This window comes from Vibrio sp. 1CM23M, from assembly GCF_023161755.1.
In the GTDB taxonomy this organism is placed as follows: domain Bacteria; phylum Pseudomonadota; class Gammaproteobacteria; order Enterobacterales; family Vibrionaceae; genus Vibrio; species Vibrio coralliirubri.
The window spans coordinates 658,820-673,481 of record NZ_JALNTR010000003.1; the positions used below are offsets into that span (position 1 = coordinate 658,820).

General features: G+C 42.1%; 11 protein-coding genes. 6 read left to right on the forward strand and 5 right to left on the reverse strand.

The genetic code is table 11. The features are described from left to right. Positions 1 to 223: 223 nt before the first annotated feature. Complete coding sequence (locus MSG35_RS13800; protein WP_248384311.1) at positions 224 to 2,371, reverse strand: TonB-dependent hemoglobin/transferrin/lactoferrin family receptor; 2,148 nt, start codon at positions 2,369 to 2,371, stop codon at positions 224 to 226. Between the two features lie 225 nt (positions 2,372 to 2,596). On the opposite strand from MSG35_RS13800, the gene MSG35_RS13805 reads away from it, so the two are divergent. Further along, positions 2,597 to 3,484, forward strand: a complete 888-nt coding sequence (locus MSG35_RS13805) for a LysR family transcriptional regulator (RefSeq protein WP_193840415.1) — start codon at positions 2,597 to 2,599, stop codon at positions 3,482 to 3,484. Here the strand turns inward: MSG35_RS13805 and MSG35_RS13810 are convergent. Continuing rightward, positions 3,476 to 6,157 carry a bifunctional acetate--CoA ligase family protein/GNAT family N-acetyltransferase gene (locus MSG35_RS13810; RefSeq protein WP_248384312.1) on the reverse strand — a complete coding sequence of 894 codons (2,682 nt, stop codon included), beginning with the start codon at positions 6,155 to 6,157 and terminating at the stop codon, positions 3,476 to 3,478. The two genes, MSG35_RS13805 and MSG35_RS13810, sit on opposite strands and share 9 nt — an antisense overlap. Before the next feature lie 216 nt (positions 6,158 to 6,373). On the opposite strand from MSG35_RS13810, the gene MSG35_RS13815 reads away from it, so the two are divergent. After that, a complete protein-coding gene (locus MSG35_RS13815) occupies positions 6,374 to 6,937 on the forward strand; it encodes an SPOR domain-containing protein (RefSeq protein WP_248384313.1) in 564 nt (187 codons plus the stop codon). Positions 6,938 to 7,116: 179 nt separating this feature from the next. Continuing rightward, complete coding sequence (locus MSG35_RS13820) at positions 7,117 to 8,112, forward strand: D-alanine--D-alanine ligase (protein ID WP_248384314.1); 996 nt, start codon at positions 7,117 to 7,119, stop codon at positions 8,110 to 8,112. A gap of 157 nt (positions 8,113 to 8,269) precedes the next feature. Here the strand turns inward: MSG35_RS13820 and MSG35_RS13825 are convergent, their stop codons facing one another. After that, positions 8,270 to 9,238, reverse strand: a complete 969-nt coding sequence (locus tag MSG35_RS13825) for a tyrosine-type recombinase/integrase (RefSeq protein WP_248384315.1) — start codon at positions 9,236 to 9,238, stop codon at positions 8,270 to 8,272. A gap of 100 nt (positions 9,239 to 9,338) precedes the next feature. Here MSG35_RS13825 and MSG35_RS13830 point away from each other — a divergent pair, with 100 nt between their 5' ends. The 3 genes from MSG35_RS13830 (at position 9,339) to MSG35_RS13840 (ending at position 12,565) form a co-directional block, all read left to right on the forward strand. Beyond that, complete coding sequence (locus MSG35_RS13830) at positions 9,339 to 9,707, forward strand: DUF3319 domain-containing protein (RefSeq protein ID WP_048613610.1); 369 nt, start codon at positions 9,339 to 9,341, stop codon at positions 9,705 to 9,707. Between the two features lie 3 nt (positions 9,708 to 9,710). Further along, positions 9,711 to 10,022 (forward strand): stress response translation initiation inhibitor YciH, encoded by a 312-nt coding sequence (gene yciH, locus MSG35_RS13835; RefSeq protein WP_008221404.1) that lies wholly within the window; start codon positions 9,711 to 9,713, stop codon positions 10,020 to 10,022. Positions 10,023 to 11,296: 1,274 nt separating this feature from the next. Next, positions 11,297 to 12,565: a GGDEF domain-containing protein gene (locus MSG35_RS13840; protein WP_248384316.1), complete on the forward strand. Its 1,269-nt coding sequence runs from the start codon at positions 11,297 to 11,299 to the stop codon at positions 12,563 to 12,565. A gap of 730 nt (positions 12,566 to 13,295) precedes the next feature. Here the strand turns inward: MSG35_RS13840 and MSG35_RS13845 are convergent. Next, on the reverse strand, positions 13,296 to 13,448 hold the full coding sequence (locus MSG35_RS13845; RefSeq protein ID WP_004731009.1) for a YoaH family protein: 153 nt from the start codon (positions 13,446 to 13,448) through the stop codon (positions 13,296 to 13,298). A 41-nt stretch (positions 13,449 to 13,489) separates the two neighbouring features. Further along, positions 13,490 to 14,638, reverse strand: a complete 1,149-nt coding sequence (locus MSG35_RS13850) for a conjugal transfer protein TraF (RefSeq protein ID WP_248384317.1) — start codon at positions 14,636 to 14,638, stop codon at positions 13,490 to 13,492. Between the last annotated feature and the right edge of the window lie 24 nt (positions 14,639 to 14,662).

Here is a 14,662-nt window from a genome sequence, read left to right on the forward strand (position 1 = left end):
TTATCATGCACGCGAATTATATGTTTAATGTTAATTTTCTTTGGAGTTAATCATGGAACTAGGCCTAATCATCACTTTCATCATTGCTGCAGCAGTAATGGTTAAGAAAGAAATGGCAGAGAAGTAATTTCACTTTATCCCTTTTTGATACAATTTTTAGTGAAATAATAAAAGCCAGCATTTAGCTGGCTTTTTAGTATCTGCAATTCAGGTTTTTAACGAATTAGAATTCGTATTTAGCTGAAATACCGTAGTTTCTTTCCGCTTGTGAGTTCTCTTTGTAAAGCTCATCATCGCCGCGAATATCATTCCAACGGTAGTACTCTTCGTTAGTTAAGTTGAATACTCCACCACGAATAGTAAGATCTTTCATTGGCTTGTAGTAAGCCGTCAAGTCAACAACCGTTGCACTCGGAAGCTCAGCTTGACCAGCGTTACCGCCGCTTTCGTCATCGAAGTTGATGTCTGAACCAGACTTGTTAGCCGTGTAGTTTAACTTAAGGCTAGTACCCCAGTTTTGGTTTGGAGCATCGTAGTTAAGACCTAATACAGCATTCCAAGGATTAACACTATTCAGTGCATTACCGTTTCCATCTTCACCTTCTGTGTATGAAGCAACGAAGTGAGTTGAAATACCCTTAGGTGCACCAACCAAAACATCCCATAGTAACGTGTTAGAGAATTCAACACCCTTAATTGTTGCCGAATCTAGGTTAACGTTAGAGTAGTGTGTCGTTCCGCCAACTTTTTTCGTTACCACTGTTTCGATGAAGTCATCGTAATCACTGTAGTAAGCCGCAATTTCAGACGATGAAGCCTGTGTATTATGACGGTAACCTAGCTCGTAAGAGATACTGGTTTCTGACTTAAGATCCGGGTTTGGATCGTTTACGTAACCATGTCCTGGGTTGTCATACGTGTAGTACAGTTCATCGAAAGAAGGGGCTCTAAAGCCTTGGCTAATCTGGCCAAAAATGGTGCCTGTATCAGTAAGTTTGTATGTTGAGCCTAAACGTCCAGTTACCGCAGAATCAGAGAAGTCCGTAAGTGACTCACCCGTATTTTTACCAGGGTCTGTAGAGAAGTAATCGAAACGAACACCTGGAGTAACAACAAGTTTGTCGTTCATTAGGCTAATTTCGTCTTGTACAAACAGACCAAACTTCTGCTCTTTAGCATCAGGAGTGTATACATAAAGCTGATCATCAGTATCAGGATCAGAGTTGTACTCCATGTTTGTATTGCTAATATCACTATGTGTGTATGTTGCACCATAAACTAGGTAATGGTTGTTAATCTCTTTATCTAGCTGAGTTTCGATCTCAAGCTTATCTTCGGTGTATTCATAGTCTTTTGTTTGAAGATTATCATTGTTAGCAGGGACATAAGGTGGGAAACCAGGACCTGCCGGTTTAAAGCGCTTCGTCACCCCATTTTCTTCTTTAGAGATGTATGACACTTTGCTCGTCACTGTGTCAGCGATAGCGCCATCAGCGAACCAAATGTGTTTAATCGCAAATCGATTTTGCTCTGTATCATCTGCACCCGTGTAGCTATCGTAGCTTGAGTGATAAATATCAGAGTCAGAAGTATCCTTAATTAGCTCGCCTAGAAACTCGATACGGTGGCTTTCGTTCAATTGGTATTGCAATTTTACCAATAGGTTATCTGCAGATGTATCTTGATCTTCTACTGCGTAATTCTCTAAGTTATTAGAGTCGCGGAAGTTTTGAAGCTCTTCACCGTCACGGCGAGTGTAGGCAACCAATGTTTCCAAATCACCAAATCGATTAGCTAATGCAACGTGCTCACTGAAAGAGTTATCTTCTGAAGAGTAAGACAGTTTCGCTTGGCCACCGAAGTCTTCGCCATCTTTCAAGAAATCAGAAGGGTCTTTAGTTTCGAAAGCAACAACACCACCAATAGCGTCACTTCCGTGTAAACTTGAAGCAGCGCCTTTGATGATTTCAACGCTTTTCAGCATATCTGGGTCGATTGAGATACCGCTAGAGTTAATAAATGCATAAGGGCCACCATCAAATGAACCTGGTTGCGATGAGCCATCTACTAAGATCTTAACGCGCTTACCTTCCATGCCACGAATATTGATAGTTTGTGCACCTTGGCGGGAACTTGAATTCATCGTTACACCCGGAGTGTATTCGAAGATTTCATTCACGTCTTTCGCCATGTTCTCTTCAATTTGCTTATCCGAGATAACAGTAACAGAAGCTGCTGTATTGATAAGTGTTTGATTAGTACGAGTCGAAGATACAACAACCTCGTCAAATAGGGCATAATCTTCAGCAAAGGCTGATGTTGATGAAAGCGCTAAAACGATTGAAGCAGAGAGTAGGGATTGCTTATACATCTGATAGTTACCTTAATTCCATAGTATTATCTTGATTTGCGAAAGATAATATTGGATCTAAATGATAATTACTATTATTTGCATTTCAATTTATTTGTACTTTTGTCATTAAAAACACACCTAAACCGTATAACTCATTGTATTGAAAGACCTTTAATGGTTCCATTTATCTGGTGAATGCTTCCATTTTTGTGATTAACCTCTCATTTATAAAGTAGGAAACTGATGCATAGTCCAATAACACTTGAAGCATTACACATATTAGATGCCATCGACCGACGTGGAAGTTTCGCCGCCGCGGCCAATGAAATGGACAGAGCGCCTTCATCACTCAGTTATCAAATACAGAAGCTTGAACAAGATCTGGATATCATGATTTTTGACCGCTCAGGCCACCGTGCAAATTTCACGGAAGCGGGTCAGTTGATACTTGAACAAGGTAGGGTAATTCTTGGAGCAACAGAACGTCTTGTTAACGAGGCAAGCATTCTAGCCAATGGTTGGGAGCTCGATTTGACCATCGCCTTTGATGGCATTATTCCGATTGCTAACTTTTTCCCGTTGGTAGATGAACTAGGAAAAATCAGTAAAACACGCGTTCGTTTACAAGAAGAGATCTTAGCTGGGTGTTGGGAATCACTTTCAGATGGGCGAGCCGATTTGCTGGTGTGCCCTAAAGTTGACACTATCCCGAACGACATGAAAAGTGACGTTATCGGTAAAATGGAAATGGTTTGGGTAGCGGCATCAAACCACTATGTTCACAAACGTTCTGGTGATTTTGACCAAAAGGCTAGAGAAAGTTACAGGGTTATTGCTATTGCAGATACCGCGCGCGATCAACCAGCATTAAGCATCAATATTCTAGAAAAACAGCCACGTTTAACCGTGACGAGCTTTCCTGCGAAAGTAGAGGCTTTGACATCAGGACTAGGGATTGGCACCTTGCCGAATAGTGTCGCTAAACCTTTGATTGAATCTGGCGTACTACAGCAGATCTCCGGTACAGAGCCGCAGCCTATTGATATCGTTATGGCTTGGCGACGCAACAAAATGGGCGACGCCAAGTCTTGGTGTATCCAACATCTTAAAAAGACATGGGCGTTAAAGTAACGGTAACACCATATCTGCAGTACCGTCTTCAAAACTGATATCTAGCTTAAAACCGAGCTTTTGAGCTAGTGTCAGCATCCCTCTATTGGTTGGCATTGTCATACCCGACATCTGTTTAGTCTGCTTCGCTCGGCAGTAATCGATAACCTTAGTCATCAGAATGCGACCTAAACCGACACCTTTAAGGTCAGAACGAATCAATATTGCGAATTCGGCGTCCGTGTTCTCTGGGTTAATCAGCGCACGGGACACACCGATGATCGCTGGAACGCCTTGTTCCTCGCGAACGACCACAAAGGCGATTTCTCTATCGAAATCAATCTGAGTGAAATTTGCCAACGCCTCATGATTGAATTCACCAACATCACTAAAGAACCGCTTATAGAGGTCTTCCTTAGACACACGGTTAATGAAGTCAGCATGAAGCGGTTCATCTTCGGGAAGAATAGGGCGTAACAACACTTCGGTTCCATCTTTTAGCTGGATGCGTTCTTCAAGCTCGACTGGGTAAGGGCGAATGGCCAACCTTTCTTGCGGGTCTCCTTCGTAGGCTTTCAATATGATATCAGCGTCTAATATCGTGAATTTGTCTCCGTTGGCGAGTACTGGATGAATATCCAAATCATGTATTTCAGGGCAATCAACCACCATCTGCGATATACGAACCAATAATTCAGAAAGGCCTTCTATATCAATCGGGTTAGGAAGCTTTTGTAGGCGAATCTTGCCACTTTTTATGGCTCGAATAATCAAGTAGCGCGCCAGTGTCATGTTGAGTGGTGGAAAAGCAGCGGCAGCATCAATCGATTCATCCCACTCAGAGCCACCTTGACCAAGTAAAATGATAGGGCCAAAGGTTTCGTCTGTTGTGACCTTAATACGCAGTTCTTGGCCACCCGCGAGCTTAGCCATACCTTGAATCAACAAGCCATGGATGTGTGCTGTAGGAAACGACAACTGAGAACGATCGAGAATCGCTTGAGCCGCATTAGCGACTTCACTGCTGTTTCTCAAATTAAGCATTACGCCTTGAACGTCTGACTTATGGGCAATATCCGGTGAGCGTAATTTTACTGCGACGGGATAACCAATCGTTTCGGCGATGTGTACCGCTTCACTTGGGTCAGAAGCGATCCAAGTTGGTAACACATCGAGGTTGAAGCTCTTGAAAAACTGACTGTTTTGGTGAGTATCAAGACTAACTGTATCTTTATCCAGTAGTTGTCTTTCTATCCAACTTTTCGCATCTGCTAGATCTTCAATGTGTACTTTTTCTGCAGTAGTCGGCGTTTCCATTAACTGACGTTGGTTACGTCTGTACTCGACTAAGTGCATGAATGCGACCACTGAGCTTTCAGGGGTTCGATAGGTAGGGAAACCCGCTTCGGTAAACAGCTTTCGTGCAGGCCTTGCTGTTAGCTCACCAGACCAATTCGTCAGGATGTTAAAGCGCCTGTGGCGAGGGTGCTTTTTAATCGCTTCAATAATTCGCTCTGCCGTTTTGGCTGAATGTGCGACCGCTGAAGGGCTGTGCATGATAAGAATCGCGTCCGCTTCGTCGCCATCGAGTAAGATGTTTATGGTGTCGATATAACGCTGATCACCAGCGTCGCCAACAATATCGATAGGATTGCTATGAGACCAACTCGATGGCAAAACCTTACTGAGTTTGTCGAGCGTATCTTCAGAGAATTCAGCGAGCTTACCTCCGCGATCAAATAGGGTATCCACCGCCATAATCGCAGGGCCACCACCGTTGGTAACAATAGCTAAACGCTCGCCGCGCAATGGTACTGAATGAGTCAGTGTTTCTACCGCAGCAAACAGTTCATGTAAGTTCTTAACTCGTAGCATGCCGCTGCGTCGGATTGCGGAATCATAAATAATATCTAATGTGTCGGCACCGCCAGTGTGAGCCATTGCTGCGGCTCTGCCTTTCGCCGTTCGACCGCCTTTCAACACCAAAATTCGTCGGTTACGCGAAGCCGCACGCGCTGCAGAAATAAAGCGCCTCGCATCAGTAATGCTGTCTACATAAAGCAATATCGCTTCGGTGTGAGAATCGGTACTGAGGTAATCCAATAACTCCGAGAATTCGATATCGCTACCATTGCCTATAGAGATAAACGCTGAAAAACCGATCTCTTTGTCATTAGCCCAATCGAGAATCGTGGTACACACAGCTGCCGACTGAGAAACAAAAGCGATCTTACCGGGTAATGCTGTCACTGGAGAGAATGAGGCGTTCAAATTTAACCAAGGGACAATAACCCCCAAACTATTAGAACCCAACACTCGAATGCTGTGTTTTTTTGCAATCACTAGGCATCGTTCATCATACGTTTCACCATTATCGCTTTCTTGCTGCATGTCGGAAGAAAGCACAATGACAGAGGCTATACCTTTCTCAGCCAGCTCTTCAAAAATGGCGACATTGCGTGTCGCATTGGTACACAAGATTGCGAGATCAGGAACAATCGGTAACGACAAAATGTTCTTGTAAGAGAGTACGCCTGCCACCGAGTCATATTTTGGCGTAACTGGCATCACCGCACCTTTAAAATCCCCGTGCAACAAATTGTTCATAACAATATATCCTGCGCGCGTTTCTCGTTGAGAAGCGCCAACAACAGCGATTGAACGGGGTTTAAGTAGGGGATCAAGATGATTCATAGACATATCCTAGCAATGCACGTAAGTTCATCGTAACTTACTTTGCACTCACGGGTTGATGGCAAATTCACCGAATTCAGATGAATAAGCAAACACTGCATAAAGTTTGTGAAATAGGTCACCCACTAATGGTGTATAATCTCAAAGTTAACTTGATTCTAAACCGACGTATCGGCATGATTTATAGTAATTATTATTAAGGATATAGAGCTTTCCATGAAAAAATTTGCAATTGTGACTTTGCCACTGCTCTTGGCTGCATGTGTATCTGACGACTACGTTACCAATGTCACTTCAGATAGTTATCAAGAAGAGTACAAAACGGCAAAAGTTGAAGCTCCAGTTGTATCTCAGTCTGAGCAATCAAGCGTTGTTGAAGAAAATGTTGTCAACGTTATCAGAACCGAACCTGTTGAACAGAAAGTCGCTCAAACGACTAAAGCGAAGCCAGTTGCCGTAGTGACGGGCCCAACCAAGAAACAACAAGACATGAACCAACGTTTTGGTTACACAGTTCAAGTTGTTGCTGTTGGCAGCCAAAGTAAAGTCGATTCTTTCGTGAAAATGCTACCTACGACTTCTCAACCAGTTTGGGAAAACTACAAAATGGTTAACGGCACTAAGTGGTTCACGGTACTTTATGGTGACTACGCCACGCGCTTGGAAGCTAAAAAGGCAATCTCAACACTGCCGAGCACTTTCCAAAACTTGAAGCCGTTCGTTAAGAGCATTGATGACATCAAGAACTCTGAATACCCAACGCTTAACAAGTTGAACTAAGTTTTGATTCATAAAGAAGGGGCAAATGCTCCTTCTTTTGTTTTAAGACTCGCTGTTTTGTTTAATAGTTAATCGCTCGATCTTTCGAACGCAATTTTAACAATCAAAACACTGTACCTATCTCGACTTTTGTTTATCATTGAAGTCAGTACTCCTAGTTTCAAGGACCGAATTTACCCATGAACACCCCAAACATCCTTCTACTTTGCGGCGGTGGATCTTCAGAGCATGAAGTGTCTTTAGTTTCAGCCAATTACCTATTTGAACAACTCAATACCGTTGAAGATTTTAATGTTGTAAGAGTTGAAATTAAAAACGAAGGCTGGTGTCTTGATTCAGGTGAATTGGTATATCTTGATATTAATGATCAAACCTTACGCGGTGACAATTTAGCATCTAAAGTCGATTTCATTGTGCCTTGTATCCACGGCTTCCCAGGTGAAACAGGTGACATCCAATCACTGTTTGAAATGGCTAAAATTCCATACCTAGGTTGTGGTTCAGAAGCGAGTAACAACAGCTTTAACAAAATCACGTCAAAGCTTTGGTACGACGCACTCGGTATTCCAAACACCCCGTACCTGTTCTTATCAGACAACAATGATCAAGCTCACTCACAAGCAACTCAAGCATTTGAAAAGTGGGGTAAAGTGTTTGTGAAAGCGGCTCGTCAAGGTTCTTCTGTGGGTTGTTACCAAGTTAACCAAGTAGAAGATTTAAGCGAGGCAATCAACAAGGCGTTCACTTTCTCGGACCAAGTATTGGTTGAAAAATCAGTGGTGCCTAGAGAGCTAGAAGTTGCTGCTTATGAAATCGATGGCGAGCTACATGTCAGCAAGCCGGGTGAGGTGATTGCACCGAACGGCGCATTTTATTCTTACGAAGAGAAGTACAGTGCAGACAGTCATTCGATCACTGAAGTTGAAGCAAGTAACTTAACCGACGAACAGCGTGAATTGATTGCAGACAGTGCTCGTAAAGTCTTCACTCAGATGAAGCTTCGTCATTTGTCTCGTATCGACTTCTTCTTAACGCAAGACAACGAGATCTACCTAAACGAAGTCAACACCTTCCCAGGTATGACGCCAATCTCCATGTTCCCTAAAATGGTTGAGCATGACGGCCACAAATTCAGCCAGTTCTTGGAGAACTGCGTGAGAACGAGCCTTTCTTAGATTTCTAACTCGTTTTAGTTCACTTAGAGATGAACCAACCAGTGCCTTGAGCTTTCTGCCAGGCACTTTTTGTTTTTAAGGCTAGCCGTTTTTACGAATCTATCATTTTAACCAAAAACTATATCTAAGTAACAATATCCAAGTAATCTGCGAACCGTCATTGCCAAGGTATTAACGCCTTAAACTTCATCTTCTCACTCTCAGCTATTCCCGTGAAACCTACATATTGGGCTGGCATTGCAGGGCTGAGCCAACGACCAAAGTCCTGAATCTCTCTAACCTTAAGCCCTTGTTTCGACAACTCTTGTGCGGCACCAACACGAATCGAGTTTCCAGAGAAATGGTGATTTTCTGGCAATTGAAGTAAGTCGCTAGCTCTTCTCAATATCCTATAGATGGACGAATCATCCAAAGGCTGCAAACCAATATTTTCATGCTTGTCTATCGCACGAAATACTGGCAACTCATCTTGTATACCAGTAAACGAAAGCCAACGTTGAAGTGCAACACCGGCTATTTGTGACAACTGATAAGCTGAATCTTTGACTGTTACTTGGTAATGATTTTCAACGTACTCAACATCGGTCGTCGATAACGCCTTAAGTTCTGAGCGTTTTAAAGCACACTCGAACATCACGTTATAAATAGCAATGTCTCTGATCTCTTTCAGGTTTGCTTTATCATGGGAGAGTAACGTATTTAAATCAGTGAGATGCACAGATGTCATAGCATTGGTTTGTTTAGCGTCACCGGCCATTTGAGATTGTAAGTGGAGTAGGGTAAAGCGAACTTGCCTGTGCTTGATCGGGTTAGCAAAGCTCAACACAGTATGTAACATGCTAAGCGTTGCAGTGTAACGTTTTAGCGATGCGTATTTTCTATCGTTAGACTCCGTTTCTAGAAAACGACGAACAGCGGTTATAGATGCGGGAAGTGTGTTAATACGATGTTTGGTACAGAACGCATGATAGCGATTCCAATCACTGTAAATGCCCAACAGTGAATTGCGAGAGTATTGAAATCCTGTCAACTCATCTATAATTTCTATTGTCGCGTTGCTGTTTAATTTTTCAACAAATGAATTAATTATCACAGAGTCGGTTAAAATAGGGACTTTTTTTCTCAAATTACCATACCTCGACAGGTGTTTTTACCATATTATGCTTGATATCATTATAAGTATACTTATGATTAATGCAGTGAAAACAAAAAGATGATTAATAGATATGGCTAATTCAATTTACCGAAGCGTCCATCTTCAATCGATAGATGCTAATAACACAGTTTGGCGTGCTAAGTTAAAAAACAACGTTATTCAGGGCAACCTAGCTGCCGTGAAAAAGAGTATTGATTGGTGGATTGAAACCGCATCTATTATTGATCCAAAAGAATTCACGTCATTAAATAAGTCGAGAGGAACTGGTGGCTCGACTGAAAACTTCAACGGCTACCAAATCAAGAATGACACTGGTGAGCCTAATGCGTGGTATTGCATGTTTAACGGTCGCTTAATTAAAGGCGGCAAGGTTGCAATCCAACGCCATATAGAAGCTTACTTACTCGCAAAACAAAAAGCAGAGCAACAAAAGAAGTAAATTATGAGCCTAGTATATTCAACAGAAACAGGTCGTATTAAGCCTGAAGAAGAGAAAGTCCAACGTCCTAAAGGCGATGGTATCGTTCGAATCCAAAAAGAAACCAAAGGCCGTAAAGGCAAAGGCGTTTCTGTCGTAACTGGCTTAGACCTAGATGACGCACCATTAAAACTAATGGCAGCAGAACTCAAGAAAGTTTGCGGCTGCGGTGGCTCAGTAAAAGATGGCAACATCGAAATTCAAGGTGATGCTCGTGACAAAATCAAAGCGCACCTTGAAAAGAAAGGCTACAAAGTTAAATTTGCTGGCGGCTAATCTCTAACTAATAACCAGGGTTAAAATCGAAGATTATTATCACTGGTTATTAGGTATTTTATGGTAAATAGTCAATATGGTTAAATATACAGTATAAATTAGAGAATATCGGCACAATACAAAGGCAGGGCATCACACAAAGGTACCTGCCTATAAACACCAAAATCAATTTAACATAACGCACATAATACGTAGTAATATATAGTTAATTCTAAAGATAGTATTCTCATCGTTTGTCCTTAAAACCCTTGCTCCAACTGACTCTCACGCTTGGAGCGTCGACCAGAGTTATCTTATGGTACTTGAAATCTAATAATTATGTGTGCGACCAGCTTCATTCCGCAAATCTAATTGACGATAAACTTTGTCCATCTGGTTTGCCTTATCTTGCCACTTCCTGTTTGCACTAAAGGTTCGCTGCGCTGTGTTCAATTCTTGTGAGCATTGCTGTTGTTTCTTTTTAAGATTTCACACACGCGACCAATGCTTCTTATCAACTGCACATGCTCAGCTTTCATTTAATCCATCAACTAATCAAGTTCGTCTTTACATAGATTCGCACACAGATTTGTCAAACCTTCCTAACGACTCTCTAGCGTTAGTACTTTGTGTTTAGCGAGATTATTAAACGGCAATGCTTGTCCTATGTTGTTTGAAACACCATGCCAAGCTACCGGAAACATGTTTGCATAAATTCATTACACTTGTACGCTGGTACACAACACCGATACTTGGTAGATCCATAATCACGGTTTACCATGAAATTACGTTCAATTGGATTTAGGTAGCTTTGGTAATAAACCTAAGAGTTGCTTGAAACCCATTGCTCTTTGTTTTGCTTTATCTGTTTTCTCTAGCTGATATGCCCGCTTTTGAAGTCGCAATGGTGTTACCACCTGAGACTAAAAAACTTAGAAAGCGTTTATTGGTTTATCGACACATGTAATTAACAAATAAAGTGACACTGTAGCTAGCTGTACTGGTAAAGCTTGGTCCTATGGAACACACAAAATAAAGAGCCCAAACAATAACTGTGTGTTTATACAGTTATATTATTAACCCATTAAAAACGTCACCTTTCGTATAAATACCGAACAAAAACAACGCTATTTAGGCATATATCGATCGCTGGGCGCGTATTTTTTGGTGAAGAACGACTGTATCTGGCTTGTTGACCAAACGATTCTAGCCAAACTCAATCCAAAATCGAATCCCTAGTTGCGCCTGCATACTCCATCACGCATAATGTTACAGGTTTACGTACGAAATATATCATGAGCGACAAAGCATTCAGACAACTCAACATCTTCTTCTCTGTTTTTTGCCTGGCAATTACCGTGCTGTCGCTGATCTCTTTCCATACCATCATGGATAAGAACTACATTATCACACCAGACAGGTACCCTACACGCAGAAACACTGACAGAGACCATGATGGCGGTACCATAGGGTCATTATACAAGTCAAAGGACAAAATTGAGTTACAGTGTGACTTTAATCGCACCTATAGTTCACCTTTCTGTGAGGTTGAATTTGTTCTTTCAACTGAAGGTAAAGGCTTAGATCTTTCCACATTTGATTCTGTGACCATCAATATGGAATATGAAGGTCAAGAGGATCCAAGGTTTCGATTCTACATACGTAACCACGACGACAACTACAGCGTTAAAGGCGACCCTATTTCTAACAAGTTCAATCGCCTAGATTTCTCACTCCCCGATAAAAGACACATCGACTTAGACTACTTCAATGTCCCTTTATGGTGGATTGACTACTACAACCACCCGATAACCAACAGCGCTGTCGATATTACTAACGCTGTTTCAGTTGAATTGGGGCTGGGAGCTAGCACGCTCGATGGCCACCATACTCTGACGGTCGAGAGCATTGTTTTCCACGGTAAGATTATAAATAAGGTTATGTTATGGAAGATCTTGATTAGCTTATGGGTAATCTACGCGGTCTGCTATGTCTGTGGGGCGTCATACGTAGCTAGACGAGCGAAAATGTTTTCAGTAGAGCAACAGCGTTTGTTAGCCCAAGAAATCGAAGAGTTAAAAATAAAGGCGACTACCGACCCTCTAACTGGCTGTCGTAACAGAACCGAAGCGTTAGATACCTTTTATGATTTTGAGCGTCTTGCACAACAAGGAAAGACAATTCACATTGCTCTATTTGATTTGGACCATTTTAAGCAGGTCAACGACCATTACGGACATGAAACCGGCGATCAAGTTCTTATTCTGTTTGTCTCAACGGTGATCGACAACCTTGGTGAGCAATACTTATTGTATCGTTGGGGCGGCGAGGAGTTCTTGTTAGTTTGCATAGAACAAACAACGCTACAGTGTAACGAGACTATTGCTCAACTCTACTCCTCAATGGACGAAACCACTTGGCCTAAAGGGCTTCGCATCACCGCATCCGTTGGTTTTACCCAACTTACACAGAATGAATCGATTCGTTCAGCTATTAAGCGTGCAGACAAAGCACTCTATCAAGCTAAAGACAACGGACGAAACCAAGTCGTTACGTTTGACTAAGCCTCGCCAGACTGGCCTACAGCTCAATATTCAATGCTCTATCAACACACAATCAATACCCCGTCGATATCTACTCTCTATTTAGTCAGCAATTACACTTTTAACGGCTGACTAAACAAGTCCATGAGCTTTGCTCTCTCATCAGAATTCTATTCGATTCGCACACACACTATCCGTAATACCGCCATCATTAGCATTCTCAAATTGATACGCGTCGTTGCTTAATCGACTTCTATACAACTCCTTTACTCCTCGTAACTTATTCTGTACAGCACATATGTGGCAACGCAGCTTGCTCTAAGCCGTTTGTAAGTCACTCTCCCTGGGAGTCATTATTATTAACGCTGTGGCTTGTTCTTCGATGAAGTCCTCATTTGTCTGCTTCTGAGCATTCATGCACTCGTATCCGCTAAAAATAGAAGTCACAACGTCACTAGCCTTAAAAAACGCCATATATTTAAGCACTTAGATGTGGTGACATAAATGCTGACACCTAAAATGGCGATTGTTTTACTTTCAGATCTTGCTGTAATTTAATTACAACCCAAGACCAAGGGAAGCCTGAAAAGTTAATTACTCTGACGTAACTTATTGAATAAGCGGTATTTAAGGATTTTGGGCAGGTCGGAATTTAGGGTAACTAAAGAGTAGGTATGGACGAGATAATATACTAGAGGGTAATATATATAGTTATAGTGCACTAAAGGGTTAAAAAAGAAGGGCTGATGCCCTACTCTTCTTTATTACTCATTTCTTCACGAATTTGCTCAGCAACGATTTTGATAGCTTGTGCTGTGCTGATGCCCTGGGTCATCATTTCTTGAATTCGTTCAACAGCTTTCTGTTGTTCTTCGTGAGAAAGGGTTGGTAAGTCGTTTAGCATGCTCTGCTCCTTTATTTAGGAGCAGAACTATATAAGGACTGTTAGTAACTAGCAAGGAAATTGATTGAAGCACCCATTGCATTTTCGTTTGTGTAGTTTGCACTTAGATCTAACTGAAACAAGTTGAGTGGCGAGATACCAATACCGGCTGTGACTGTTCCTTCTGAATCAGAGTAAGCCAGGTTCTTGTAGTACCCTCCCCTTAACTTAAGCTGACGTAACAGGTCGACTTCAGTACCAACACGAATCATCTGTTCGTTGTCTTCGAACGGAGTAAACTTCTCTGCTTCATTCAAATCATAATCAACACTCAACGTAAAGTAATCAGAAACGATCCCCGCACCAACAGTGTATACCGGCTCTAGTTGGTAAGTGTATTTACCACCAACTTGGTGTGTCGCACTACTTGTGCTGCTGGTAAGTGTTCTTGTTGTGTCTTTTGTTTCGATATCTCTAGAGATCAAGTTAGTTGCTGCAACACCCACTCGGAACGGGCCGAAGAACCAAAGCGCACCGGCATCCATGTTGAATGCTGTGTCGCCATCGCTGTTTTCTCTAACGTCAGACAAATCGTAATCATTGACCGACGCAACATAGTTGTACGTGTAAATACGTTGAATCTTAGGTGTGATACCAAATGAGATATGTTGACCCATAAAGGTTTGGTATTTTGCTAAAGAAAGGCCAACTTCTGCTACACCGATTGAAACCGCTTCAACAGTAGACAGTTCTACTTTGTCTTCATCTGAACCTGTCGTATAAACATTAGGAGTCGCAAAGGATTCTGTATAAGCTTTAGCGAAAAGGTTTGCCGCAACAAACTGATTAGGAAGAGCAAACGCGACAACACCACCGAGTTCTACATTAGCTTGGTTGCCATCAAGTTTGTTAAGCGCTGCATCTAAGTCTGCGGTGTTTGACGCATCAACGACACTATCGATATTCGATTTCATGTCGTTAGGGTCATTATAATTACCGCCAAAACTTGGCGTGATCATTCCCATGTCATCATTACGACGATAAATGGCAACAAGTGCTGGGTTATAGAATGGAGCAGTTAGGAAGTTTGCTGAAACAACACCAACACCACCCATCGCATCACCACGCGCTTCAATGGCGTAGTTTGCTGCTGAAAGAGGAAGACTGGCGAATGCAATTGACGCTGCGAGTAGTTTTGTAGTTTTTTTCATGCCGTTTATCTTTGTTAGATCCCT